21 protein-coding genes are annotated in these 26,141 nt (G+C 68.5%); 11 read left to right on the forward strand and 10 right to left on the reverse strand.

All coding sequences use genetic code 11. The features are described from left to right. Window positions 1-16 precede the first annotated feature (16 nt). Complete coding sequence (gene nfi / locus ABGX75_RS09160) at window positions 17-730, forward strand: deoxyribonuclease V (protein ID WP_035410714.1); 714 nt, start codon at window positions 17-19, stop codon at window positions 728-730. Here nfi and ABGX75_RS09165 read toward each other — a convergent pair. Then, window positions 727-2,205: a PLP-dependent aminotransferase family protein gene (locus ABGX75_RS09165; RefSeq protein WP_179152267.1), complete on the reverse strand. Its 1,479-nt coding sequence runs from the start codon at window positions 2,203-2,205 to the stop codon at window positions 727-729. The genes nfi and ABGX75_RS09165 overlap by 4 nt on opposite strands. A 92-nt stretch (window positions 2,206-2,297) precedes the next feature. Here ABGX75_RS09165 and ABGX75_RS09170 point away from each other — a divergent pair, with 92 nt between their 5' ends. From ABGX75_RS09170 to ABGX75_RS09180, 3 genes are read left to right on the forward strand one after another with little or no spacing between them, the layout of a single operon-like run. Continuing rightward, on the forward strand, window positions 2,298-2,744 hold the full coding sequence (locus ABGX75_RS09170; RefSeq protein ID WP_179152266.1) for a GNAT family N-acetyltransferase: 447 nt from the start codon (window positions 2,298-2,300) through the stop codon (window positions 2,742-2,744). Between the two features lie 11 nt (window positions 2,745-2,755). Beyond that, window positions 2,756-3,511: a GNAT family protein gene (locus tag ABGX75_RS09175; RefSeq protein ID WP_347410575.1), complete on the forward strand. Its 756-nt coding sequence runs from the start codon at window positions 2,756-2,758 to the stop codon at window positions 3,509-3,511. A gap of 10 nt (window positions 3,512-3,521) precedes the next feature. Beyond that, a complete protein-coding gene (locus ABGX75_RS09180) occupies window positions 3,522-4,178 on the forward strand; it encodes an FMN-binding negative transcriptional regulator (protein WP_179152264.1) in 657 nt (218 codons plus the stop codon). A gap of 27 nt (window positions 4,179-4,205) precedes the next feature. Here ABGX75_RS09180 and ABGX75_RS09185 read toward each other — a convergent pair whose 3' ends face one another. After that, entirely contained in the window at window positions 4,206-5,096 is an 891-nt protein-coding gene (locus ABGX75_RS09185; protein WP_256985149.1) for an aldo/keto reductase, read from the reverse strand. A 122-nt stretch (window positions 5,097-5,218) separates the two neighbouring features. Between ABGX75_RS09185 and ABGX75_RS09190 the strand changes: the two genes are divergently transcribed. The 3 genes from ABGX75_RS09190 to ABGX75_RS09200 all read left to right on the forward strand — a co-directional run bounded on the left by ABGX75_RS09190 (window position 5,219) and on the right by ABGX75_RS09200 (window position 7,832). After that, window positions 5,219-5,788, forward strand: coding sequence for a DUF1415 domain-containing protein (locus ABGX75_RS09190; protein WP_035410697.1), 570 nt, complete (start codon window positions 5,219-5,221; stop codon window positions 5,786-5,788). Between the two features lie 76 nt (window positions 5,789-5,864). Continuing rightward, window positions 5,865-6,296, forward strand: a complete 432-nt coding sequence (locus ABGX75_RS09195) for an OsmC family protein (RefSeq protein ID WP_110062181.1) — start codon at window positions 5,865-5,867, stop codon at window positions 6,294-6,296. 228 nt (window positions 6,297-6,524) lie between these two features. Then, window positions 6,525-7,832 (forward strand): MFS transporter, encoded by a 1,308-nt coding sequence (locus ABGX75_RS09200; protein ID WP_110062180.1) that lies wholly within the window; start codon window positions 6,525-6,527, stop codon window positions 7,830-7,832. 70 nt (window positions 7,833-7,902) lie between these two features. Here the strand turns inward: ABGX75_RS09200 and ABGX75_RS09205 are convergent, their stop codons facing one another. The 8 genes from ABGX75_RS09205 to bioB all read right to left on the reverse strand — a co-directional run bounded on the left by ABGX75_RS09205 (window position 7,903) and on the right by bioB (window position 15,563). Then, window positions 7,903-8,571 carry a gamma-glutamyl-gamma-aminobutyrate hydrolase gene (locus ABGX75_RS09205; protein ID WP_011506462.1) on the reverse strand — a complete coding sequence of 223 codons (669 nt, stop codon included), beginning with the start codon at window positions 8,569-8,571 and terminating at the stop codon, window positions 7,903-7,905. Next, window positions 8,568-9,572 (reverse strand): amidoligase family protein, encoded by a 1,005-nt coding sequence (locus ABGX75_RS09210; RefSeq protein ID WP_043558042.1) that lies wholly within the window; start codon window positions 9,570-9,572, stop codon window positions 8,568-8,570. The genes ABGX75_RS09205 and ABGX75_RS09210 overlap by 4 nt, the downstream gene beginning before the upstream one ends. 178 nt (window positions 9,573-9,750) lie before the next feature. Further along, window positions 9,751-11,031 (reverse strand): adenosylmethionine--8-amino-7-oxononanoate transaminase, encoded by a 1,281-nt coding sequence (gene bioA, locus ABGX75_RS09215; protein WP_347410576.1) that lies wholly within the window; start codon window positions 11,029-11,031, stop codon window positions 9,751-9,753. A gap of 48 nt (window positions 11,032-11,079) precedes the next feature. Then, window positions 11,080-11,793, reverse strand: a complete 714-nt coding sequence (bioD, locus tag ABGX75_RS09220) for a dethiobiotin synthase (protein ID WP_287124141.1) — start codon at window positions 11,791-11,793, stop codon at window positions 11,080-11,082. A 1-nt stretch (window position 11,794) separates the two neighbouring features. Beyond that, entirely contained in the window at window positions 11,795-12,598 is an 804-nt protein-coding gene (locus tag ABGX75_RS09225) for a methyltransferase domain-containing protein (RefSeq protein WP_035410677.1), read from the reverse strand. Then, on the reverse strand, window positions 12,595-13,350 hold the full coding sequence (locus ABGX75_RS09230; RefSeq protein WP_347410577.1) for an alpha/beta fold hydrolase: 756 nt from the start codon (window positions 13,348-13,350) through the stop codon (window positions 12,595-12,597). Before ABGX75_RS09230 ends, ABGX75_RS09225 begins: the two co-directional genes overlap by 4 nt. Beyond that, window positions 13,347-14,507, reverse strand: coding sequence for an 8-amino-7-oxononanoate synthase (gene bioF, locus ABGX75_RS09235; protein WP_179152260.1), 1,161 nt, complete (start codon window positions 14,505-14,507; stop codon window positions 13,347-13,349). The genes ABGX75_RS09230 and bioF overlap by 4 nt, the downstream gene beginning before the upstream one ends. Before the next feature lie 3 nt (window positions 14,508-14,510). After that, a complete protein-coding gene (bioB, locus tag ABGX75_RS09240; protein ID WP_179152343.1) occupies window positions 14,511-15,563 on the reverse strand; it encodes a biotin synthase BioB in 1,053 nt (350 codons plus the stop codon). Window positions 15,564-15,857: 294 nt separating this feature from the next. Here bioB and recC point away from each other — a divergent pair, with 294 nt between their 5' ends. From recC to ABGX75_RS09260, 4 genes are read left to right on the forward strand one after another with little or no spacing between them, the layout of a single operon-like run. Then, complete coding sequence (gene recC, locus ABGX75_RS09245) at window positions 15,858-19,490, forward strand: exodeoxyribonuclease V subunit gamma (RefSeq protein WP_179152259.1); 3,633 nt, start codon at window positions 15,858-15,860, stop codon at window positions 19,488-19,490. Beyond that, window positions 19,487-23,296 carry an exodeoxyribonuclease V subunit beta gene (gene recB / locus ABGX75_RS09250; RefSeq protein ID WP_347410578.1) on the forward strand — a complete coding sequence of 1,270 codons (3,810 nt, stop codon included), beginning with the start codon at window positions 19,487-19,489 and terminating at the stop codon, window positions 23,294-23,296. Before recC ends, recB begins: the two co-directional genes overlap by 4 nt. Beyond that, on the forward strand, window positions 23,293-25,356 hold the full coding sequence (gene recD / locus ABGX75_RS09255) for an exodeoxyribonuclease V subunit alpha (protein WP_347410579.1): 2,064 nt from the start codon (window positions 23,293-23,295) through the stop codon (window positions 25,354-25,356). Before recB ends, recD begins: the two co-directional genes overlap by 4 nt. Continuing rightward, window positions 25,299-26,132: a creatininase family protein gene (locus tag ABGX75_RS09260; protein WP_179152257.1), complete on the forward strand. Its 834-nt coding sequence runs from the start codon at window positions 25,299-25,301 to the stop codon at window positions 26,130-26,132. The genes recD and ABGX75_RS09260 overlap by 58 nt, the downstream gene beginning before the upstream one ends. Window positions 26,133-26,141 lie beyond the last annotated feature (9 nt).

Raw genomic sequence — 26,141 nt, forward strand, 5'->3', positions numbered from 1 at the left:
ACAAGGAGGAAGCGTTATGGCCAGGCAGGCCGCATTGCATGAGTGGAGTCTTTCCGCCGAGGAGGCCGTGGCGTTGCAGCGTCGCCTGGCGCCGCGCGTGGTCAGGCACGGCAGACCGGAAGCGGTGAGCTGCATCGCGGGCGTGGATATCGGCTTCGAGGACGATGGCGAGACCACGCGCGCGGCGGTGGTGGTGCTCGACTGGCCGTCGCTTGCGGTGCGCGAGTCGGTGGTTCACCGCGAACCCACGCGGATGCCCTACATTCCCGGCTTGCTGTCGTTCCGCGAGATTCCCGCCGCGCTGGGCGCCTTCGAACGACTGGCAGCGCATCCCGATCTGGTCATGGTCGACGGTCAGGGCATCGCGCATCCCAGGCGGCTCGGCGTGGCGTCGCACCTGGGCTTGTGGCTGGACGTGCCGACCCTCGGCGTGGCCAAGAAGGTGCTTTGCGGTCGTCATGGCGAAGTGCCGACCACGCGCGGTGCATGGACGCCGCTCACCGACCGCCGGCGTGCCGAGGACCCCGCCGACGTCGAGGTCGACGCCGAAGGACGCGTGGTCATCGGCGCGATGCTGCGTTCCCGCGAGAACGTCAAGCCGGTGATCGTCTCTCCCGGGCATCGGCTGGATCAGGCCACGGCACTGGAATGGGCGATTGCCTGCCTGGGCAGGACCAAGCTGCCCGAACCGACCCGGCTGGCGGATCGCCTGGCCTCGCGAAGAGGTTAGGTCGTCAGTGCCAGCCAGTGCTCGCCGAGCCAGCGTCCGGCGCGCTCGATCTCGGCTTCCGGGGCACCGGCGTAGCCGAGAACGAGGCCTGGCCGGCCGGGGGCCTGCAGATAATGGTCGGAAAGCGGCGACAGCCGCAGGCCTGCCTGCTCTCCACGACGGATCAGCTCGCGTTCCAGGTCGTGGCTTGCCAGGTAGGCGACCAGGTGCATTCCCGCATGGCCGGACGAGAGTTCGAGCCCGCGTGCCACTGCCGGCGCCAGGGCGCGTCGCAGCGTGGCCTGCCGCGCCCGGTAGCACTGGCGCATGCGGGCGACGTGGCGCGCGAAATGGCCTTCGCCGATGAAGTCGGCAAGCGCCGCCTGGGTCACGTACTGCCCTTCCCGGTGCAGGCGGGCGTTGATGCGCTGAAAGCTCGTCACCAGCGAGGGCGGCAGCACCAGATACCCCAGCCGCAGCCCTGGATAAAGGACCTTGCTGAAGGTGCCGACATAGATCACCGGGGCGTTGTCCATCAGCCCCTGGAGCGAAGCGATGGGCGCGCTGGTATAGCGGAACTCGCTGTCGTAGTCGTCCTCGATGATCCAGGCGCCATGCTGCTGGGCAAGTCCCAGCAGTGCCGTGCGGCGCGCCAGCGACAGGGTCGCGCCGCTGGGGTACTGGTGCGACGGTGTCACGTAGATCAGTTTGGGGGAGGGCGTCTCGGGGGGCAGCGACGCGACGTTCAGGCCCTCGTCGTCGACCGGCACCGGTTGCAGGCTCAGGCCTGCGGCGGCGAAGCAGGCCTGCGCACCGCCGTAGCCCGGCTCCTCCAGCCAGACGTCATCCCCGACATCGGCGAGCAGGCGCGCGATCAGCTCGAAGCCCTGTTGCGCACCCTGAGTGATCAGGACCTGTTCCGGCCGGCAGCGCACCGAGCGCGATAAGCGCAAGTAGTCGCACAGTGCCTCGCGCAGTGCCTTCACGCCGCCTTCATTCCGGTAATCGAACCAGTCGATGGGGGCGCGTTGCTGATGACGGCGCAGCAAGCGTTGCCAGCGCTCGCGAGGAAAACGATCCAGCGCCGGCACGCCCGGCGCGAAGGCCGCATGACGTGCGCTCGGGGGCGCCGTGAAATCGAGCAGGCGTTCGCCACGACGCGAGAGCGTCACGGGCGTCGAGGATGGGACATCGAGGGGCGTCTGGGGACCCCGCTGCCAGTCGGCAATGAAGACCCCGGCGCCGGGACGCGACACCAAAAAGCCTTCGGCGACGAGGCGGTCGACCGCACTCAGCACCGTGTTGCGCCCGATGCCGAGCTCGGTCGCCAATTGACGGGACGAGGGCAGTGCACTCCCCGGAGGGAGCCGGCCCTGCTGGATGCCGCCGCGCAGGGCGTCGTAAAGGCGCTGGCCGAGCGTACGGGCATCCGGCTCGGCCAGTTGAAGATTCAGTGCCTCCTGAATCCAGAGACGGTGAGCATTCGGATCAGCCACTGGTTCCCCATAAATAGGACAAACTGGTTCTTCTTGGGGAACCATTATGTCGCCAGACTGAGGTTTCGTCATGTCCGAACGCGAGCCTTGCCATGATCACGATTCGCTCTGCCACCTCCGCCCACCTCGACGACCTGGTGCCCCTGGTCGATGGCTATCGCCGCTTCTACCGCCAGTCCAGCGATGTCGACGGTGCCCGTCGTTTCATGCAAGAACGCTTTTCCAGGGGCGATGCTCATGTGCTGCTGGCCCTCGATGACGACGACCATGCGATCGGCTTTGCACAGCTCTTCCCGGTGCCTTCCACGACCAGCCTGTCATCGCGCTGGATTCTCAACGATCTGTTCGTCATGCCCGATGCTCGCCGCCAGGGTGCCGGGAGTGCCTTGCTGGAAGCGGCTCGCGAGCTGGCTCTCGCTCATGATGTGCCACAGTTGATGCTGCGCACCCAGGTCGACAACGAGACGGCCAAGGCCCGTTACCATGCGCTTGGCTGGCAGCGCGACCAGGCCTTCGATACCTACCTGCTGACGATTTGAAACCTGATGCCATGACCCATCGAACCAACGACTACGGCCAGCCGGTCGGTTCCGACATCCCGCATTGGCAACCGCCGTCAGAACCTGATGCCGAATGCCTGGCAGGGCGTTTCTGCCGGCTGGAACCGCTGGATGTCGCCCGCCATGCCGAGGCCCTGTGGCAGGCGTGGCAGGTGCCGGCCCCGGAGATCGACAACGACACCGAGGCGCGCGCCCGCTGGACCTATCTGGGGGGCCGTCCCTTCGACGACGCGGCCGGCTGTCGAGGCTGGCTGGCCCGCATGAGTGCAGCCCGGGAGATGTGCTGTTACGCCGTCGTCGATGCCATCGAGGCGCGGGCGGTGGGCATGGCCGCGTATCTCAATATCGTGCCGGCCGATGGCCGCATCGAGATCGGCCATCTGAGCTTCTCGCCCCGCATGGCACGGACCCCGATATCCAGTGAAGCGCTGATGCTGATGATGGCCCATGCCTTCGACCGGGGATATCGGCGTCTCGAGTGGAAGTGCGATGCCCTGAATGCGCCATCCCGCCGTGCCGCCGAGCGGCTCGGTTTCCGCTTCGAGGGTATCTTTCGCCAGCACCGGGTCGTGGCCGGGCGAAACCGGGATACGGCCTGGTTCTCGCTGCTGGATGGCGAGTGGCCGGCGGTTCGCGAGTGCCACCGCCGCTGGCTGGCCCCCGAGAACTTCGATGCCACGGGCCGCCAGCATCGTTCTCTCACGTCGATGACGGCCGCCCTGCGTCACGATCCTTTTCCCTCCTGAGAGTCGAACCATGTATCAGCCGCCCCAGTTCCACATCGACAGTCGCGCCGAATGTCATCGGGCCATCGAGGAGGCGCCTTTCGCCACGCTGGTGACCCGTGATGCCTCCGGCGAGCTGTGTGCCGATCACTTGCCGCTGTTGCTGACACCGGCGGGAGGCGAGTGGCCATCGGATACCTTGCGTGGCCATATCGCCCGTGCCAATCCGCTTGCCGGGAGGGGCGAAAGCTCCCTGGAGGGCATCGAGGCCCTGGCGATCTTTCATGGGCCTCAGGCCTATATCACGCCGAGCTGGTATCCGGCCAAGCGTGAGCACGGCAAGGTGGTGCCGACCTGGAACTATCAGGTGGTGCACGCGCATGGCCGGCTGCGCCTGATCGACGATCCACGCTGGCTGCGCGAGATGGTGACCGCGCTCACCGAGCGCTTCGAAGGCGAGCGGCAGAGGCCCTGGCGGGTCGAGGATGCCCCCGACGATTACATCGCCGCGATGTGCCGCGCCATCGTCGGGATCGAGATCACCGTCGACCGCCTCGAGGGCAAGCTCAAGGCGAGCCAGCACAAGCCGCTCGATGAACGCCGAGCCATTCATCAGGGGTTGCAAGATGAATATGGCTACGGGGAGCAAGAGGCCGCCTGCCTTGGCGGTGTCACACCCGAGGATTGAGCGTCGGTATGGCGGCGTCTTCAACGCCTAGACGATATCCAGGGGCGGCTTGCGCGACGGCGCGGGGAAGGCGGCGTCCAGCCGTGCGAGACTGGCGTCGTCCAGCGCGAGCCGCATGGCGGCGGCATTGGCCTCGACGTGTGCGGGCTGTACCGCCTTGGGGATGGCGATGACATCGCGTTGACCGTCGGGCGCGGGGCGGGTCGCCCAGGCCAGCAGCACCTGGGCGGGGCTGACACCGAACGCGTCGGCGATGGCGCGAACCTCGGGGTGGTCGAGCGCTTGCCCGCCCTGGGCCAGGGGGCAGTAGGCCATGGTCGGCAGGCCGCGTTCACGCTGCCAGGGCAGCAGGCTGTGCTCGATGCCGCGCGAGCCGAGATGGTAGAGCACCTGGTTGACGGCGCAGCGGTCGCCGCCGGGAACGGCCTGCAGGGCGCGCATTTCGTCGACGTCGAAGTTGGAGACGCCGTAGCGACGTATCTTGCCCTGGGCTTGCAGGTGCTCGAAGGCTTCCAGCGTTTCCTCCAGCGGAACGTTGCCGGGCCAATGCAGCAGATAGAGGTCGAGACAGTCGGTATCCAGGCGTTGCAGGCTGCGCTCGCAGGCGGCGATGGCGTCCTCGCGGCCGGCATTCCACGGGTAGACCTTGGAGACCACGAAGGCCTCGTCGCGACGACCGCGCAGGGCCTCGCCGACGATTTCCTCGGCACCGCCGTCGGCGTACATCTCGGCGGTATCGATCAGTGTCATCCCCAGGTCGAGGCCGTATTGCAGGGCATGGACTTCGTCGCGTCGCGGGGCGCGGTTCTCGCCCATGTGCCAAGTCCCCTGGCCGATGGCGGGCAGGGCGACGGCGGGCTCACGCTCGGTGGCGGCCAGCGTGACGCGGGGAATGTCGTTGGCGGGGGACGTGGTCATGGTGGAGAGCCTCCCTGGCAAGTCTGGCATGGATGTGGGCTTGCCTTCAGGGTGCGCCGACACGGCGGGATGCGGCAAGTCCGGTATACTGGCAACGTCACTTTCGTTTCAGGATCGATCCCATGCCCGAGCGTCCTCAGGATGCCGATGTCATCGCCATGACCCGCGCCTGGGTGGCGCGCTTCGTCGTGGCACGCAATATCTGCCCGTTTGCCGGTCGCGAGGTTCGACGCGACACCATTCGTCATGCTCTGGTGCGCGGCGATGATCCGCAGGTCATGCTGCACGCGCTGGTCGATGAATGTCGTCGCCTGGATGCCGAGCCGGCCATCGATACGACGCTGATGATCCTGCCGGACGGCATGTCCGATTTCGAGGATTATCTGGATCTCTTGAACGTCGCCGAGGCGTTGCTCGAGGCGGAAGGGTATGCCGGTATCTACCAGCTGGCGAGCTTCCATCCCGAGTATGTCTTCGCCGGGGCGCCGGCGGAGGACCCCGCCAATTACACCAACCGGTCGCCGTGGCCGATGTGGCATCTCCTGCGCGAGACCAGCGTCGAGGCGGCCGTGGCGGCGTACCCCGATCCCGAATCGATCCCCGAGCGCAATGTCGATGCCCTGCGCGAGGCGGGCCATGCGGTCCTGGCGGAAGAGTGGGCGGCATGTCGCGCCGTGCGTGCCGACGAGTGAGCCCTTGAAGTCCACGACATCACCCATATGGACTATGGTGTAGGGGCATCATGTCCACTCACGAAAGGAGGCACGAATGAGTATCGAGAAAACCGGTTCCGCCCATTGGCAAGGCAGTCTCAAGCGTGGCAAGGGGACGGTCTCTACCCAGAGCGGCGCGCTCAAGGACAATCCATACGGTTTCAACACGCGTTTCGAAGGCGAGCCGGGCACCAATCCCGAGGAATTGATCGCGGCCTCCCACGCCAGCTGCTATTCGATGGCGCTGTCGATGATTCTGGGCGAAGCGGGCCACGACCCCGATGACGTGCGCACCGAGGCGACCGTGACGCTGGACAAGGACGACAGCGGCTTCAAGGTCACCAAGGTGGATCTCGTCACCCGTGCCAAGGTACCGGGTATCGATCAGGCGGGCTTCGATGACGCCGCCCAGAAAGCCAAGGAAGGTTGCCCGATCTCGCGCCTTCTGAACGCCGAGATCACGCTCGACGCCCGACTCGAAGGGTAACGACGCGTTCCATTCGGGCCGGCCTCGGCCGGCCCGTTGATGCTCCCTGTGAGATTGTTCTTCCCACGGTGCCGTACAAACCTTGACAACGGCGCTGAAGTCTTCCCGTGAATCTGTTAGCCTCCTGCGCGGTCGTCGGCCGGTACCTCCCGCCTTGTTTGGGTGCCGCGACGCTGGACGCTGACATAACACGATCACCGATCATTCGAACGGAAGACCACATCCATCATGGCTACTTCGCAAGAGACCGACGCGAGTGCGTCGCGCCCGCTGAATCGTCGCGACGTCAAGGTGCTGTCGCTGTCCGCGCTCGGCGGCGCCCTGGAATTCTACGACTTCATCATTTTCGTGTACTTCGCGACGGTGGTGGGGCAACTGTTCTTTCCCCCTGAAATGCCCGAATGGCTGCGTCAGATCCAGACCTTCGGGATCTTCGCCGCCGGCTACCTGGCACGCCCGCTGGGCGGCATCATCATGGCGCATTTCGGCGATCTGCTGGGGCGCAAGAAGATGTTCACCCTGTCGATCTTCCTGATGTCGGTGCCGACGCTGCTGATCGGCGTGATGCCCACCTACGACACCCTGGGGTATGCGGCGCCCTTGCTGCTGGTGGCGCTGCGCATCCTGCAAGGGGCCGCCGTGGGCGGTGAAGTTCCCGGCGCCTGGGTGTTCGTCACCGAGCACGTCAAGCGCCACCATGTGGGCTTCGCCTGCGGCACGCTGTCCGCCGGCCTGGTATCGGGCATTCTCATCGGCTCGCTGATGTCGGCGTTCATCAAGACCACCTACAGTGATGCGGAGCTGGCCGCGTATGCCTGGCGGATTCCGTTCTTGATCGGCGGGGTGTTCGGATTGCTGGCCGTGTATCTGCGGCGCTGGCTGCACGAGACGCCGGTCTTCGCCGAAATGCAGCAGAAAAAGGCGCTGGCCGAGGAACTGCCGGTCAAGAGCGTCTTGCGCAACCACTTGCCGAGCGTGGTGCTGTCGATGGGCGTGACCTGGATTCTCACCGCCGCCATCGTGGTGGTGATCCTGATGACGCCGAGTCTGCTCGAGACGCGGTATGGCCTGGATGCCTCGCTGGCCAATGTGTATGCCATTCTCGGTGTCGTGGTGGGGAGTCTGGCTTCCGGCTGGTGCGCGGATCGCCTCGGCAGCGGCCCGACCATCGCCTTTTGGGGCGTGCTGCTGGCCATCAGCTACTGGGTGATGATGACCACCGTGAGCACGCACCCCGAATGGCTGACGCCGCTCTATATCCTGTGCGGCTTCGCGGTGGGGATCGTCGGTGTGGTACCCACCATCGCCGTCAAGTCGTTTCCGGCGGTGGTGCGTTTCACGGGACTGTCGTTTTCCTATAACGTCGCCTACGCCATCTTCGGTGGCTTCACGCCCATCGTGGTGTCGGTATTGATGACCGTGCATCCGCTGTTCCCTGCGGTCTACGTCGCCGCGCTGGGCGGGCTGGGCGTGATCATCGGCGTGTACTTGATGCAAACGTCCAGCGGGCGCCGACTGGCGGTCATGCCATCGTGACGCATTGACGCGCGACCTCGCCATGCCACGACGCCCCGCCGATGTGCGGGGCGTCGTCTTTCGGGCTCTTCTAGGAGCGTCGCGCGGCGTCGACGAGGCCTCGGATCAGGCGCTGCTGGGGACGGTTGAAAACCAGGAATTCGGGATGCCACTGGACGCCGATGAGGTATGGGTGGGTTGGCGCCTCGATGGCCTGGATCAGGCCGTCGCGATCGCGCGCCACCACTTCCAGGGCGTCGCCGAGCCGGTCCACCGCCTGATGATGAAGGCTGTTGACGCGGCATCGCGAAACGCCAAGCAGGCCGTGCAGGCGGCTGTCGGCGGTGATGTGGACATGCTTGCGGGGCAGTACGGTGCGTTGACGGCGCACGTGATCGTAGGCGGTGTAGATATCGCCGATCAGCGTGCCGCCGCAGTGGACGTTGATGATCTGTGCGCCCCGGCAGATGCCCAGTACGGGGAGTCGCTGGGGAAGAAAGCGTTCGAGCAGCGAGAGCTCGAGACGGTCCCGTGCCGGGTCGACGCGCACGTCCAGCCGCATCTCTCCCCCATACAACTGGGCGCCGATATCGTCGCCACCGCCGACCATCAAGCCCGCGAGCCCCTCGGGGATCTCGCGCGATGGCGACAGTCGCACCGGGCGGCCTCCGGCACGCCATACGGCGAGCCAGTCGCAGGCCCAGGCCATCAGACTCTTGTGGTCGGACGTGGTGATCCCGATCAGCGGCCTTGCCCTCATCCTTCCACCCAGCGTTTCAGCTTGTCCAGCCAGTGGCTCACCGTGGATTGCGTATGGTGGGCGCAGTAGGCCTGCCGCTGCGTGTGCAGGCTGTGCGCATCGGCGGCCAGGCGTTCGACCGTCACCCAGCGGTTCCATTCCGTGACGCTGCCCCAGCCGGGCGCGTTGAGCTGAGCGTTGGGCAAACGGTAATGGAACGTGGGGCGCGGCTTGACCAGTGACTCATGCAGCAACGGGTGCGCCGACTCTGGCGCCAGATGGGCAAACAGCGGGCACATGTCCAGCTCGCGGTTGCGCGTCGGGTTGTCGCGCAGATAGTCGCTGATCAGTTGGGCCCGTGTCGGCGCGTAGTCGGGCGCGAGGATCCTCAGGGCATAGGCCTTGGGAAACGGATTGGTATGCGGCAGGATCTCGCGCGTAAGGTCGACCCGAATCTGATCGCGCAGCCAGGCGGCCAGGATGGTGTAGGCCTGCAGGTGGGCCAGCACACTGGCGGTGCCGGTATCCGGCACCTCGGGATTGAGATGCAGGCCGAAGCCGTAAAAGACGCTGGCGTCGGTGCCTTCCGCGCCATAGCGACGCAGGGCGTCGAAGAGGCGGTCGAACTCGCCGAGCTCCGACCAGGGGATCGGCGGCGAGACGATTTCGGTGGGCACGAGCCCAGCGACCATCTCGCCGAGCCACTCGCGGGAGCGTTGATGGAATTCCACGCGCCACTCGCGTCCCGCCGAAGGTGCCTTGCCCGGCGTCATCCCGTTGGCCTGCATGACCGTCGCGTCGGGATGCACGTACTTGCTGTCCAGCTCGATGGTGAACTTGCCCCAGGGCGTGCCTTCGACACTCATGCGGTGGGGGCTCTGGCGCACGATATCGCCACCGAAGCACTCGGCGACCAGCCGAGCGGCGGTGTCGGGCATGATGCCGGCGAATTCGATTTCCACCCCGACCCGCCGTTGGCGTCCCTGGGCATTGGTCGGGTGGGGAGGCGGCAATGGCTGCACGGATGACTCCTCGCGGAATTCGCGGTGCCGGTGAATGAGATGGCACATGAGCCCTACAGGTTAACATCGCCGGGGGCCGAAGACGTAATCCAGCGCCGGGGCAGGAAGCACGATTGCCGGCGCGGGCCGCGGGCGTTCCACCGCATGAGCGCTCATCACGCACGCCTCGCCAGACACGTCATGGTGCGCGACGGTCGATGAACCAATGCTTCATGACCTCGGTGATACGGCGCAAGTCGTGAGTCGAGGTGACATAGGCCGGCATGGTGTACAGCCAGCGGCCGAAGGGGCGCAGCCACACGCCTCGTTCCCGGGCGAAGTCGGCCACGCCCGCGAGGGCGGCGGCGTCGTGGACCTCGATCACCGCGGTGGCGCCCAGCACGCGCACGTCGGCCACGGCCGGGTGGGCGCGCAACGCCGCGTCGTCGCGCAATTCCTCGCGCAGCACGCCGTTGAGCGTCTGTATGCGGCCCAGATAATTGTCCTCCTCGAACACCGCCAGGCTTTCCAGTGCCACCCGGCAGGCCAGCGGATTGCCCATGAAGGTGGGGCCGTGCATGAAGGCATGTTCGGGACTATCCCCGATGAACGCCGAATACACCCGGTCGGTGGCCAGCGTCGCGGCATGGCCCAGGTAGCCGCCGGTGAGCCCCTTGGATAGCACCATGATGTCCGGGGTCACGTCGGCGTGGTCGGCGGCGAACATCCGTCCGGTACGCCCGAAGCCGGTGGCCACCTCGTCGAACACCAGCAGCACGTCGAACTCGTCGCACAGCTCCCGGGCGCCGCGCAGGTAGTGGGGCGAGGTCATGTTGAGCCCGCCGGCCGCCTGCAGCAACGGCTCCATCAGCAGAGCGCCTATTTCCTCATGATGGGCCTCCAGCACGGCGCGCAGGGCATCGAGGTCGGCCTGCACTTCTTCACGGCTGGCCTCGAAGCCGGCGGTGGGCGCCGGCGCGAAGTGATGCTGCGGCAGGAAGCCCGCGAACAGCGAATGCATGCCTTCCTCGGGATCGCACACCGCCATGCACCCGGCGGTGTCGCCGTGATAGGCCTTCATCAGGGTCAGCATGCGGCGCTTGGCCGGCTTGCCGCGCAGATGGTGGTACTGCACGGCCATCTTCATGGCCACTTCCATGCCCACCGAGCCGCTGTCGGAGAAGAACACATGGTTCAGGCCGGCGGGCGTGACGCGCACCAGTTCCCGGGCCAGGCGGTCGGCCGGCGCGTGGGTCAGGCCACCGAGCATCACGTGGCAGAGTTCATCGGCCTGTTGCTGGATGGCGCGCACCAGGCGGGGGTGACGATAGCCGTGGATCATGCACCACCAGGAGCAGGTGGCGTCGAGCAGCGACTCGCCGGTGTCCAGGGTGAAGCGCGGGCCGTCGCCGCCGACCACCTTGGGGGCGGGAGCTTGGGTCTTGAGGTGCGCGTAAGGATGCCAGACGGGAGATGTCATCGGGGGGCCTCGCATGGGGGTTGCGTATCAGGGCGCGGGGGCTGGACGTCACGCATCGCCGGGCAGCGTCAGATAGTCGGCGGCGGCACGGGCGCGCGCGTCCGGCGTGTCGGCGGCCAGGCGCGGCACGATGCCCAGGCAGGGCGCCTCCAGCGTGCGCTCGAGGGTCGCCAGGTTGTCGCGATAGCAGGCTTCGTCGGCGACCTCGTCGAAGGACAGGCCCGGGTCGATCAGGTTGCCCACCCAGCCGGCCAGCGGCAGGCCGTCGGCGCGGATCGCCTCGGCGCTGAGCCGGGCGTGGTTCAGGCAGCCGAGCTGGAGCCCGACGACCAGGATCACCGGCAGTTCGAGGCGCACCGCCAGGCCGGCGAGGTCCTCGTCGTCGTTGAGCGGTACCCGCCAGCCGCCGGCACCCTCGATCAGCGTCAGGTCGCGCTTCTCGGCCAACGGTTCGGCGACGTGCGCGACCAGGGCGTCGAGGGTGGGTATCCTGCCGGCCCGACGGGCGGCCAGATGCGGCGCGATGGCCGGCGCATAGGCATAGGGATTGAGGGTGGCGTAGGGCGGGGTCGGCATGCTCTGGGCCTGGAGAGTCAGAGCGTCGATGTTGCGCAGCCCTTCGGTGGTGGACTCGCAGCCGGAGGCCACGGGCTTGAGCCCCAGGGTGGTCAGGCCGCGACGGCGGGCCAGCGCCAGCAGGCCGCTGGCCACGAGAGTCTTGCCGGCGTCGGTGTCGGTGCCGGTCACGAAATAGGCGGTCATGTCAGCGTTCCAGATCGAGCGTCAGAAGGTGGTAGGAGACGGGCAGGCCGGCGTCGGTGCGCAGCGTCTCGAAGCGCCGGGCGGCGCGGGCCACGTCGGCGCGCGAGAGCCGCGCTCCGCCGCGGGCCACCTGGGCGCCCACCCCCTTGATGGAGGCCATCACCGCGGCGAGGTCGGGATAATGGAAGCGCTCGAGACGCGCCGTGATCTCGACCCGGCGGAAGCCGGCTGCGTGGGCGGCACGGCGGTGGCGGGCCGCGTCGCGAAATTCGAGCAGCGCGGCCGGGCGTTCCCAGGCCCGGCCGACCTCGTCCAGCGTGCCCGGCGCCAGGGTGTTGATCAGCACGCGGCCGCCCGGTCTCGACACACGGCGGATCTCGGCGAGCACCGCGTCCAGGTCCGGGCACCACTGGATGGCCAGGTTGGAGACCACGAGATCGAGGCTTGCATTGGGTAGCGGCAGATCGGCGGCGTCGCCGCATATCCAGCGGATCGCGCCGGGATGCCGTCGATGCGCTTCGGCGAGCATGCCTGGCGCCAGGTCCAGGCCGCTGACCGTGCAGGCGGCACCGTAATGCGTTGCCAGCGCAGCGGTCAGGTCGCCGGGGCCGCAGCCCAGATCCAGCACATCGCCAGCGTGATCGGGCAATCGCTCGAGCAGTCGCTTGCCCATGGCGTGCTGGGCGGTGGCGCGACGGGCGTAATGCGGCGCGGCACGCGAAAAGGCACGCGCGACCCGGGCGCGCCAGTCGTGTGCCCGGGCATCGGTACCTGCATCGAGGCCGTGGCATGGCAGCGCGGTCATGGCATCGTCTCCAGGGAGGCCTCGGCGAGTGACCGTGTCGGCGCCACGGCGATGGCGGCCAGTGCACGGGTGAGTCGCATCGGTTGGCTGATCGGCGGGCAGTGGCCGGCCCCGGGCAGGCGGTAGTCGGCCCGTTCGCGAACCGTCGGGGCCAGCAGCGGGTCGTCCTCGCCGGCCAGCCGATGCACCGGACAGGGCGGCGTGGCCAGGCGCCGGGTATTGTCGATCTCCGCGAGATGCGCGAGCCCCGCGGCCAGGGTGGCGGCATCGGCGTTGATCTCGTCGCCGAGCAGGGTGCGCAGCCTTCGATGGGCGGCCCGGGGCGACGGCTCGCCGCCGAGCTGCCAGCGCATGAAGTGGGCGTGGGTCGCCACCGGATCGCGCCGGAAGGCCTGGCGAAAGCGGGCCAGGGCGGTTGGGCTGACGCCCTCGGGATGCGGGAAGCGTTCTCCCATGCCGAGCAGCACCAGGGCGCGGGGCGCGGGCAGCCGGTCGAGCAGGGCCGCCGCCAGCAGGCCGCCCAGCGACCAGCCGACCCAGATGGCGTCAGGCGGGAGATCGTCGACCATGGCATCGACCAGCGCCTCCAGCGACGCGGGGTCGGTGAGTGCGGCGCGCTGACCATAGCCCGGCCAGTCCGGCGTCATGACCTCGAGCCCGGCCGGCCAGTGATCGTCCAGCGCCTGCCACAGGCGGGCATCGCAGCCCCAGCCGGAGAGCAGCACCAGCGTGTTCGTCGCCGAATCGCTCATGCGGCCTCCTCCCGCTGGCAGGTCGCGAGCCCCTCGAGCAGAGCGCCCAGGGCGTCGTCGTCGTGGGCGGCGGAGAGGGTGATGCGCAGCCGCGCCTCGCCCTTGGGGACCGTGGGCGCGCGGATGGCGCCGACACGCAATCCCGCCCGGGCCAAGCGCTCGGCCCAGCGCATGACGCGGGCGTTGTCACCCAGCACGATGGGTTGAATGGGCGTCCGAGAGTCGGTCAGCGGCAAGCCGAGCGTCCCAGCCTCGCGTCGAAAGTCGGCGATGCGTTCATGCAGTCGGGCGCGGCGCTCGGGTTCGCGCTCGAGCACATCCAGGGCGGTCAGGGTGGCCGCCGCCACGCCGGGGGGCTGGGCGGTAGTGTAGACGTAGGGACGGGCAAACTGGATCAGGTGGTCGATCAGCGCCTCGTCGCCGGCCACGAAGGCCCCGGCACTGCCCAGTGCCTTGCCGAGCGTGCCGACCAGCACCGGCACCTCACGACGATCATGGGCGCGACCCACGCAACCGTCGCCGACCTCGCCGAGCACACCGAGACCATGGGCGTCGTCGATCATCAGCCAGGCCCCGTGGCGACGGGCGGTCGCGGCGAGCGCTCCCACCTCGGCCACGTCGCCGTCCATGCTGAACACGCCGTCGCTGACCACCAGCGTCGGCGCATCGTCCGGGGCGCGGGCGAGCAGCCGCTCCAGATCCTCGAGGTCGCGATGGTGAAAACGCCGCGAGGTCGCGCCGGCGAGCCTTGCGCCATCGATCAGCGAGGCGTGGTTCAGACGATCCTGGAACACGCGCGTATGGTGGTCGCACAGCGCCTGCAGGACGCCGAGATTGGCCATGTAGCCGGTGGAGAAAAGCAGGGCACGGGGACGTCCGGTCAGTTGGGCCAGGCGTCGCTCGAGACGTTCATGGATCTCGAGGTGGCCGGACACCAGGTGCGATGCCTTGGCGCCGGCTCCCAGGCGTCTCGCGGCCTCGGCCTGAGCCTCGGCCAGACGCGGATCGTCGGCCAGGCCCAGATAATCGTTGCCGGCGAAGTCGATGAAGGGCGCGACATCGCTCAGCGTGGGACGCTGCCGCCAGCCGCCGTCGGCATGGCGCTGTTCCGCGGCCTTCGCCAGCCGCGCCGACCAGGGATCCGTACGCGAGCCCATGACTCAGCCCCGGGTGGCGTCGTAGAAAAGGGCGTCGTCGCGCTGGCGCTGAATGGCATGGGCCAGCGCGATCTCGGCCTGTTCGTCGTCACGGTGGGCGTCGTCCGCATGCGGGTCGCTGGGTTCGGGATGCAGGCCGAGCTTGTCGAACAGTGCCCGGTCGCGCTCCACCTGGGGGTTGCCGGTGGTCAGCAGGGTGTCGCCGTAGAAGATCGAGTTGGCGCCGGCCAGGAAGGCCAGGGCCTGGGTCGACTCGTCCATCTGCTCGCGTCCGGCGGACAGGCGCACGTGGCTCTTGGGCATCAGGATGCGGGCCACGGCGATGGCGCGAATGAACGTCAGCGGGTCCATGTCCTCGACGTTTTCCATCGGGGTGCCCGGCACCTTGACCAGCATGTTGATCGGCACCGACTCGGGATGCGGATCCAGGCGTACCAGCTGCTGGAGCAGGGCGGCGCGATCGCGGGGCGCCTCGCCCATGCCCAGGATGCCGCCGGAGCAGACCTTCATGCCCGCTTCGCGCACGTTGGCGAGCGTCTCCAGGCGGTCGGCATAGGTGCGGGTGGTGATGATCTCGCCGTAGTAGTCCGGCGAGGTATCCAGGTTGTGGTTGTAGTAGTCGAGCCCGGCCTCGGCGAGGCGCCTGGCCTGATCGACGTCGACCATGCCCAGGGTCATGCAGGTCTCCAGCCCCAGCGCCTTGACCCGGCCGACCATCTCCGTCACCACCCGCAGATCCTTCTCCCGCGGGCTGCGCCAGGCGGCGCCCATGCAGAAGCGGCTGGCACCGGCCGCCTTGGCGGCACGGGCCTGCTGCTCCACCTTCTCGATCTCGAGCAGCTTCTCCTTGCCGAGGCCGGTGTTGTAGTGCCCGGATTGCGGGCAGTACTTGCAGTCCTCGGGGCAGGCGCCGGTCTTGATCGACAGCAGGGTCGAGACCTGCACGGCGTTGGGATCGAAGTGCGCGCGGTGGACCTGCTGGGCACGGAACAGCAGGTCGTTGAAGGGCAGCGCGAACAGCGCTTCGATCTCCTCCAGGGACCAGTCGTGGCGCATCGTCGGCTGGAAGGTCGGCGACGCATCGGTCCAGGCAGGGTCGCGGGACTGGGCGGTCATGAGATTCTCGCTTATGGTCAACTTATGATTTTTAAAAGGTTGACCAAGAGGGTACGAGGCTGCGCCGATATGTCAACCTGTCTAACTGCTTAAGGTTGACAAGACGGCGGGCGACAGCGCTCGGCGTACCGGCCGCCAGGCGCGTCGGTTGTCTTCCGTCCTCCCCGGGCTCGGGGCTGCCCTCGCGATAGTGTAAGATGCCGCTGGACGCCACCTCGACCGCCGGGAGCCAGCATGTTCAGCGTCATACACGCCAACCACCTCGAGGACCTGGGGACGCTCGCGCTCGATGTCATTCGGCGCCATCGTCAACCGCCGCTGGTGCCGGAAACCTTCCTCGTGCAATCCAACGGCATGGCGCAGTGGCTGCGCTTGACCCTGGCCGAGGCCGACGGCATCGCCGCCTCGGTGGACTTTCCGCTGCCTTCCAGTTTCGTGTGGCGCGCCTATCGCGCGGTGCTGGGAGACGACATTCCCGAGCAGTCCCCGTTCGACAAGACTCCCCTGGCCTGGCGGTTGATGGCGTTGCTGGAACGTTGCCTCGATCCCGAGACGTCTCCCGACGATCCGACGTGCTACGCGCCGCTGCGCGACTATCTCCAGGGCGAGGCACTGGAGGCGAGTCCCTTGCCGGGCGCCGCGGAGGAGGCACGCGAACGGCGTCGCTGGCACCTGGCGGTGCGTCTCGCCGACCTCTTCGACCAATACCTGATCTACCGCCCCGAATGGATCGAGGCCTGGGAGCGAGGCGAACACGCGCCCGCGGACCTGCCCGACGACCAGCGCTGGCAGCCGGCGCTGTGGCGCGCGCTGATCGAGGACGCCCCGGCCGCTGCGCGCGAGCACCACCGCGCACGCCTGCATCGGCGCTTTCTCGACGCCGCCCGGGGGCTGCGCAAGCGGCCCCGCGACGTGCCGCCCCGTGTCTTCGTGTTCGGGATCTCGGCGCTGCCCGCACAGACGCTGGAGGCCTTGCACGCGCTCTCCGGTGTGGTCGATGTGTTCTTGATGATCGCCAACCCCTGCCGTCATTACTGGGGGGACATCGTCTCCGACCGTGATGCCATCAAGCGGGCCGGACGACTGTCGTCGCAGGCCCGGCGTGAGCAGGAGGCGCGCCACCCCGAGGCGCCGTGGCTGGCCGAGCTCGACGAGGAAGCCCTGCATCTGCATGCCAACCCGTTGCTGGCGGGGTGGGGCACGCAGGGGCGCGACTTCATCGTGGGCCTGTACGAGTTCGAAAGCGACCGCGGGTTCGATCTCGAAACCGACGTCTTCCGCGACATGGCGCCCGAGCAGTCGCCGACATTGCTGCAGCAGTTGCAGCAGGACGTGCTCGAGCTGGTGCATCCCGGCGAGCGTGCCCGGCGTGAGGGCGGCCCGCGAAGGATCGCCGAGGATGACGAGTCGCTGTCCCTGGTCAGCGCTCACTCACCGCTGCGCGAGGTGGAGATCCTGCACGACCGTCTGCTGGCGGCCTTCGAGCGCGCCGAGGCGGCGGGCCAGCCGCTGCGTCCCCGCGACATCATCGTCATGGTGCCGGACATCGACCGCTATGCCCCCTGTATCGAGGCGGTCTTCGGCCAGTTGCCGCCATCGCATCCCCGACACATTCCCTTCACCATCGCCGACCAGGTGGCCAGCGAGGCACACCCGCTCATGGCCCTGGCGCTGCTGCTGCTCGAGCTGCCCGAACGCCGCCTGACGGTGAGCGAGGTGCTCGACGCCCTGGAAGTCCCTGCCTTCCGCACCGCCTTCGCCATCGACGAAGCCGAGCTCGAGCGGCTCCGCCAATGGCTGGCGGGCAGTGGCGTGCGCTGGGGGCTCAGCGCAGAACATCGCGACTCGCTGGGGTTCCCGGCGCTGGGCGAGAACAGCTGGCGGTTCGGACTGTCGCGCATGCTGCTGGGCTATGCCGTGGGGGAGCCCTCGGCCGGCGGGGCGCGAGACGGTAGTGAAGACTCACTGGGGCATGCCCCCTCGGGGGATTTCCAGGGCATCGTGCCCTATGCCGAAGTCGGCGGCCTGGAGGCCGATCTGGCGGGGCGTGTGGCAACGTTGCTGAGTACCCTGGAGCAGCAGTGCGCAGCGCTGGGCGAGCGCTTGACGCCGATGGCGTGGCTGGGCCGTTTGCAGGCGTTGTTCGCGGCCTGCCTGCAGCCTGGCACGGCGGATGAACACGATGTCATGGCGCGTCTCGACGCGGCCCTGGCGCGTTGGGCCCAGCAATGCCGGCATGCCGATTTCGAGGAGCCGGTGGGGCTCGGTGTGGTGCGCGATGCCTTGCGTGCCGAACTGGACGAGGGCGGCCTGGCGCAACGCTTTCTGGCGGGCAAGGTCAATTTCGCCACCTTGATGCCAATGCGGGCCATTCCGTTCCGCGAGGTGTATCTGCTGGGCATGAACGACGGCGATTATCCGCGTGTGCGCCAACCCCAGGACTTCGACCTGATGGCCACGCGGCCGCGTCCCGGTGACAGGTCGCGGCGCGACGACGACCGCTACCTGATGCTCGAGGCCATGCTGTCGGCGCGCGCCAAGCTGACGCTTTCCTGGGTGGGGCACGATGTGCGCGACAACACGCCGCGTCCGCCCTCGGTGCTGATCGGCGAGTTGCTCGATACCCTCGAGCAGGGGTGGGACGTCCCCGAGGACGGCGCCGGTTCGCGTGACGCGCGGCTGGCACGCCGGCTGATCGAGACGCACCCGTTGCAGCCCTTCTCGCGCCGCTACTTCGAACGCGACGATCCACGTTTCACCTACGAGGCGAGCTGGGAAGCCTTGTACGCGACGCCTGAAGACACCGCCGCGGCGACGGCGGACGGCGTCCCCTCGCCGGATGCCTCGATGGCATCGCTGCCTGACGAGCCCTTGTCGCTGGGCGACCTGCAACGCGTGCTGCGCCGCCCGTGGACGGTCTACCTCGGGCGCCTGGGGGTTCATTACGTCGATCCCCACGTCCCCGACGAGGACAACGAGCCCTTCGCGCTGGACGGCCTCGAGGACCATGGGCTCAAGCGCGAGTTGCTCGACGGCGCGCGTGGGGGCGTGGCACTCGCCAGCGTCGCCGAGCGGCTGCGCCTGGCCGGCCGCCTGCCGACGGCAGGCTTCGGCGAGGCCTTGATCGAGCCGCGTCTGGCCCGTTTGTCGCGCCAGGTGGAAAGCTGGCGTCGCGATGTGGCCGCCTGCACTGCCGCCTCGCCGTTTCTCGCTCGCTTCCAGGGGGGCGCGTCGGCGCTGACGCTGGAGGCACGCCTCGACGACGTGTTCGCCGCGCCGGAGGATGGCGCCGCACCCTGGTGCCTGATGACGCTGGAGCCCGGGCATTACGGCCACTTGAAGGTCGAAGGCACGGGGCCGCACCGACACGTCGGCAAGGTGCATCGACTCTACGGCGGGTATCTGCGCTGGCTGCTCGCCAATGCCACGCTGGAGGCGCCCTGCAGCTGGACGGCGGTCTTCGAGGACCGTTGCCTGAGCTTGCCGGGAATGGCCGCCGCCACGGCGCGACAGCAGCTCGCGACCTGGCTGGACGCCTGGGCGCGTGCCTACCGCATGCCCTGGCCGGCGATCGGCGAGGTGGCACAAGAGATCTGGAAGCGCGTGCCGCGCGAGACCTGCGAGGCCCTGCAGGCCGGGGAGCCGCTGGAGAGCGGCCTGCGCGAGGCGCTGATCGCACGTTACGAAACCGATGCCTATGCCGGTCCGGCGGCCCTGAGGGCACGCGACGGCGCCCTGGGACAGCTGTGGCCCGATTTCGCCGCCTTCGAGGCGGCAGGGGGCGTCGCGGCCTCGCTGACGCTCTACGCGCCCTTGCTCGACATGCTGGCGCAGGTGACCCAGCGAGTACATGGAGGACGCGCATGACGACGTTCGATGACGACCCGGTGGCGCAGCCCCAGCCGCTGGTGCTCGAGCATCTGCCGCTGGCCGGCCATCACCTGATCGAGGCCAGCGCGGGGACCGGCAAGACCTTTACCCTGGCGGCGCTCTACGTGCGTCTGGTGCTCGGTCCGTTGCCGGGGCGTGAGGCGTGTGACTATCCACGTCCGCTGCTGCCGCCGGAAATCCTCGTGGTGACGTTCACCGAAGCCGCCACCGCCGAGCTGCGCGGGCGCATCCGCGCGCGCCTCAAGGAGGCCCGCGACTGGTTGCTGGCCCCGCCCGAGGCCCGCCACGACGATGTGCTCGGCGCCTTGCTCACGCCCCTGGTGGAGGCCGGGCAGACCGCCGTGGCAAGCGCCGCCAAGCGGCTCGATCAAGCCGCGCGACTGATGGACGAAGCCGCCATCTTCACCATTCACGGTTTCTGCCAGCGCATGCTGACCCGTCATGCCTTCGATGCCGGCGCGCGCTTCGGTGCCGAGCTGCTGCAAGATGGCTCGACCTTGCTGACCCGGGTGGTGGAGGATTACTGGCGTTGTCATTTCTATCCGCTCGCCGCGCATTGGCAGCGCGAGATTCGCCGCCGCTGGGAAGGCCCGGAAGCGCTCAGCCAGGCATTGCAGCCACTGCTCAAGGACGCACGGCCGCAACCCCTGTGGTGGGACGGCGAACGTGTCGAGGCCCCCGCATCGCTGACGACATTGCTGGGCGACGCCGAGCGCGCGCTGGCGGCACGCCAGGCGCTGGAGGATTCGCTGCGCCAGGCCTGGGATCGCGAGGCCATCGCCGGTTGCCTGAACGAGGCCTTCTCGCGCGGCGCGCTCAACAGGAACAGCTACAAGCCGGACGAACTCGATACGCGGCTGGCGGCGTTCGAGCAATGGTTGGCGACCTTCGAGGCCGATGACGGCACGACCGACAGCCAGGGCCGTTTCTGGCTGAGTCAGGCCAAGCTCGAGAAGGCCACCAAGAAAGGCCACGACGTGCCCACGCATCCGTTCTTCGCCCGGCTGGACGAGCTGGCGGAGACCGCCACGCCCTTCGATGTCCTGGCCCCGCGATTGCTGGCCCACGCGCGTGACACCGTGGCGGCGATGTTCGCCGCCGAGAAGCGCCGCCAGGGGTTGTGGGAATTCGGCGATCTGCTGCAGGACCTGGACGCCGCACTCGACCCCGAAGCCGCGCCGGAGGCGGCCTGGCGGCTGGCGGGACGCATTCGCCAGGCCCTGCCGGTGGCGCTGATCGACGAGTTTCAGGACACCGACCCGCTGCAGTACCGCATCTTCTCGCGTATTTATCGTGCTCCTGAGGCCGATGCCGACACCACCACGTTGTTGATGATCGGCGATCCCAAGCAGGCGATCTACGCCTTTCGCGGCGCCGACATCGAGACCTATCTGGCGGCGCGTCGCGAGACCCCCAGCCGTTTCACCCTGACGCGCAACTTTCGCTCCAGCGTGTCCATGGTCGAGGCGGTCAACCGCCTGTTCGCACGACATCCCACGCCGTTCGGCAGCGACGAGATTCCCTTCGTCGAAGTCGCGGCCAAGGGGCAGAAGGCGCGTCTTTGCAACGCCGATGGGCAGGAGGTGGCGGCGTTGGGTGCCTGGTGGCCGGGTGACGAACGCCATGCGAAGGCCGACTATCAGGCGAGCATGGCCAGCGCCGCGCGGGCCGAGGTGCAGCGGGCGCTCGAGGGCGGCTGGCATTTCGTCGACGAGAAGGGCGGGCAACGCGATGTACGCCCGGCGGATATCGCGATCCTGGTACGCAAGGGGAGCGAGGCGCTGGCGGTACGCCGCGCGCTGGCCGAGGGCGGTATTCGCAGCGTGTATCTCAGCGAACGCGCCAGTGTCTTCGATACCGCACTGGCCTTCGAACTGCTGCAGCTCTTCGAGGCGGTGGCGCAGCCGCGCCAGGACGCACGCCTCAAGGCCGCCCTGGCGACGCGGTTGCTCAACGACAGCCCGGCGGCACTGGAGACCTTGCTCGCCGACGAGCTGGCCTGGGAGCGCGAGGTCGAGCGCTTTGCCGACTATCACCGCCAGTGGCAGCGGCGTGGCGTGCTGCCCATGCTGCGCGCGGTGATGCGCGATTTCCGCGTGGCCGAGCGCATGGGCGCGCGCGACGACGGCGAGCGGGCGCTTACCGACCTGCTGCATCTCGGGGAACTGGCGCAGACGGTGTCGGCGCGTCTCGACGGCGAGCATGCGTTGCTGCGCTGGTGGCATCGCGCGCTCGTCGAGGGCACCCGACAACTCGATGCCGAGGCCGTCAGTCAGCGCCTGGAAAGCGACGAGGACCTGGTCAAGGTGGTCACCATCCACAAGGCCAAGGGACTCGAGTACCCCATCGTGCTGTTGCCGTTCGTGTGCGATTACCGCCCGGCGGAGCCGGAGCGCGGGACCGGACTGCTCGAATGGCGCGACCCCCGGCATGGCCGCGCGCTGGTACATGGCGCCGATGACGAGCAACTGGCCGCCGCCGAACGTGCCCGGCTGGATGAAGACGTGCGGCTTCTCTATGTGGCGTTGACGCGGGCCGCGCACGCCTGTCGCCTGGGCGTGGCGCATCTGGGGCGAGGTCGTGGCACCAGTGGTTGCCTGCACGAGACGGCACTGGGTCGGTTGCTCGGCTGCGAGGCCGACGACCAGGCGCATGACGTGCGCGAACGTCTCGCGGCGGCGCTGAGTGTCGAGGCCTGCCCCGCGCCGCCCGCGCATCGCTTGCGCGTTCGTCACGCCCTGCCCGCCGTGGCGTCGGCGCGACGTTTCAACGGCGGCATCGACGACGACTGGTGGATCGCCTCGTACTCGGCGTTGATCGTCGACGCCCGCCTTGCACCGGCGGGCGAGGAGGCCTCGATGACGTGGGATGCCCCGGCGACCCTGGATGTCGAGGTCAGTCGCGAGCAGGACCCGGTGCCGCGTCCCGCGGTGCGTACCCTGCGCGACTTTCCTCGCGGTCCGCGTCCCGGTACCTTCTTGCACGGCTTGCTGGAGGCGGTGGACCTCGATCGCCTGCGCGAGCCGGCCTATCGCGACGAGTTGCAACGCCTGGTCAGCACGCGCTTGCACCTGGGGGGCTTCGAGCCCGAATGGGCGCCGCTGCTGCTCGACTGGCTGTGCACGGCATTGCCGACGCCTTTCCCGGGGCACGCGGGGACCGAGATTCGTCTCGACGGCCTGGCGGCCTGGCGGCCCGAGCTGGAGTTCTGGCTGCCCGCCCACCAGGCGTGGAGCGCGCCGCTCGACGCCCTGGTCTCGGCCTTCGAGCCCTTGCCCGAGCCGCGTCCCCGGCTGGCGCCCCGCAAGCTCAACGGCATGCTCAAGGGGTTCATCGACCTGGTGTTCGAAGCCGAGGACGGCCGCTGGTACGTCCTCGACTGGAAATCCAATCATCTGGGCGATGCGCCGGCGGATTATCGTCCCGAGGCCTTGGCCGAGACGATGGTCGAGCATCGTTACGACCTGCAGTACGTGCTGTACGTGCTGGCATTGCACCGTCTGCTGACGGCACGCCTCGACGATTACGATTACGACACCCACATGGGGGGCGCCTGTTACCTGTTCCTACGCGGCGTGGACGGCACGCCGGGGCAGGGGGTGTTTCAGCGCCGCCCCGAGCGCCGCCTGATCGAAGCGCTGGATGCCTGGCTGGAGGGCGACACGGGCCCCGTCGAGGCGTTGCGTGCGACACTGGAAGAGAGTGCGGCGCCACGTGCGCAGCGGCATGACATCGAGGCAGCCATGACACAGGCATCGTCAGCAACCCGGAGCAGCCCATGAGCCCAGACCAATACACGCTGGCACTGGATGCCTCGCCGGGCATGAGCCGGGAGTCGCTCTTCGAGAGTCTGGCCTGGTGGGAAGCGCTGGGCTGGCTGCGTCCCCTGGATGCGCATTTCGCGCGCTTTCTGGCGGAACACGATGCCCGGGCGCCGGTCGAGGTATTGCTGGCGGCGGCCCTGGCCAGCCACCAACTGGGGCGCGGACATGTCTGCCTGACCCTGCCGCGGGCACTCGCTGCTCCGCGCGACGTGCTGTCGTTGCCGCCTCTGGAAGAGGACGCTCCGCACGAGTCGGTCCCGTTGCCGGACGACTTCCTGCGCGGTCTGGAGAGCGCGACCTGGGCCGCGCGGCTGGCCGAGTCGCCGCTGGTGGCGTCGCCCGGGCCGGGCACCACGCCCCTGGTGCTGGTCGGCGAACGTCTGTACCTGCGGCGCTACTGGCGCGCCGAGCAGGCCGTGGCCACGCACCTCGGCGCGCGTCTGGGGCGCCCGTTGCCGGTGGAGGCCTCGCTGGCCGCACCATTGGCGCGGCTGTTCTCGGCCAATGGCGCCTCGGAGGACGCGCCGGACTGGCAGAAGGTGGCCTGTACGCTGGCGTTGCGCAACCGGTTGACGATCATCTCCGGTGGTCCCGGAACCGGCAAGACGACGACGGTGACGCGCTTGCTGGCATTGCTCCAGACGCAGGCGCTGGCGGCCTCCCGAGGCGAGCGTGCGCTGCGCATTCAGCTGGCGGCGCCCACCGGCAAGGCGGCGGCGCGCTTGTCCGAGTCCATCGCCGGCGCCATGAGCGGTCTGGATGTCGAAGCCGACGTGGCGGCGACGCTACCGCGCGAGGCGCTGACGCTGCATCGGCTGCTGGGCGCTCGTCCCGATACGCGACAGTTTCGCCATCACGCGGGGCATCCGCTGAGCCTCGACCTGCTGGTGGTGGACGAGGCCTCGATGGTCGACCTGGAACTGATGGCGGCGCTGCTCGAGGCCCTGCCCGACGAGGCGCGCCTGATCCTGCTCGGCGACAAGGACCAGCTTGCCTCGGTGGAGGCCGGCTCGGTGCTGGGCGATCTCTGCGCCAATGCGCTGGACCAGGGCTATTCGCCGGCCGCCTGCGAAGTGCTGTCGCAACTGGCGGATACCGACATGACGCCCGACCCGGCATGTTCGCCGCTGGCAGACCACGTCGTCATGCTGCGCAAGAGTTTCCGCTTCGACGCGCACAGCGGTATAGGTGCCCTGGCGGCGGCCACCAACGACGGCGATGTCGCGGCCTTCCGCCAGGCCTGGCAAGCGCAGTACACGGACATCCAGTGGCTGGCATCCTCGAACGCCCAGCGCGAGGTCGAGCGTGCCGCCTTGGCGGGGTATCGCGATTTTTATCGCCGCGTGCGCGACGGGGCGTCCCCGGCCGACGTGCTGGCGCGGTTGAACGACTTTCAGGTGCTGTGCGCCCTCAAGCGCGGGCCCTGGGGTGTCGAGGGGCTCAATGCCCGTATCGCCGCCGGCCTGTGGCGTGAAGGCTGGATCGAGGACCCGCAAGGCTGGTATGCCGGGCGCCCGGTGATGGTGACGCGCAACGACCCGCAGCTGGGGCTCTACAATGGCGATATCGGCATCGCCCTGCCGGATGCCGAGGCGGGGCGGCGCCTGCGTGTGTTCTTCGCGACTGCCGGTGGCGTCCGGGCCGTGCTGCCATCGCGGCTCGACGCCTGCGAGACGGTATTTGCGATGACGGTGCACAAGTCGCAAGGCTCCGAGTTCACGCACGTGATGTTCGTGCTGCCCGAACGCGCCAATCCGATCCTGACCCGCGAGCTGGTGTATACCGGCATCACTCGGGCCAGGCAGCGCTTGACGCTGGCCGGGGGCGGTGCGAGCGTCGTCGAGAGTGCTCTGACGCGACGCGTGGTGCGCGACAGCGGGTTCGCCGAGTGGGTGGCGGCCCTGGACTGCCGAGGGATTGAGGGCCGCGGTTCGACCGTTTCGACCGAGAGGACAAGGACATGGAGGCATCAACGCCTGGAGACAGCGCGCCCGGCGGCACCGACTGGGCGTCACTGAGCAGCCCCGAACTGGCCGCACGGGTGACGCCGGAAAGCGTCGCGCTGTTGCCGCTGGGGGCCGTCGAGCAGCACGGTGCGCATCTGCCGCTGTCGACCGATGTGGATATCGCCGACGGCCTGGTGGCGGCGGCTCGCGCCTGCGTGGCACGCGACATCGAGTTGCTGGTGCTGCCGACGGTGGCGGTGGGAGCGAGCATGGAGCATGGCGATTTCGCGGGCACCCTGAGCCTGGCGCCGGAGACCGCCATCGCGCATCTGGTGGAGGTCGGCGCCAGCGTGGCGCGCGCCGGGATTCGTCGCCTGGTGCTGTTCAACAGTCATGGCGGCAACAAGGCGGTGGTCGACCTCGCGGCGCTCACGTTGCGCGAGCGCCATGGCTTGCTGGTGGTCAAGGCGAATTACTTTCGCTTCGCTCCGCCCGATGACGCGCTGCCTGCCGAGGAATTGCGCCACGGGTTGCATGGCGGGGCACTGGAAACCGCCATGATGATGCATCTGGCGCCGCACAAGGTGCGCCACGCCCATCTCGGCGAGGCGGTATCGCTGGGCGCGCGGCAGGAGCAGGCCGGCCACGGGCTGTTGCCCGAGGGCGATGCCGGTTTCGCATGGCTGGCCCAGGACCTGCATCCCGACGGCGTGGTGGGGGATGCGCGACTGGCAACCCCGGCGCTCGGAGAGCGTCTGGTGGCCCATTTCGCCGCGCGTCTGGCCGCCGTCGTCGAGGCGGCGGCATGTTTCGACCTGACCCAGCTCGGCGCGCGGTCCCGCGAGTGAGGGACGCGC

The organism is Chromohalobacter sp. (assembly GCF_039830575.1).
Taxonomy (GTDB): domain Bacteria; phylum Pseudomonadota; class Gammaproteobacteria; order Pseudomonadales; family Halomonadaceae; genus Chromohalobacter; species Chromohalobacter israelensis.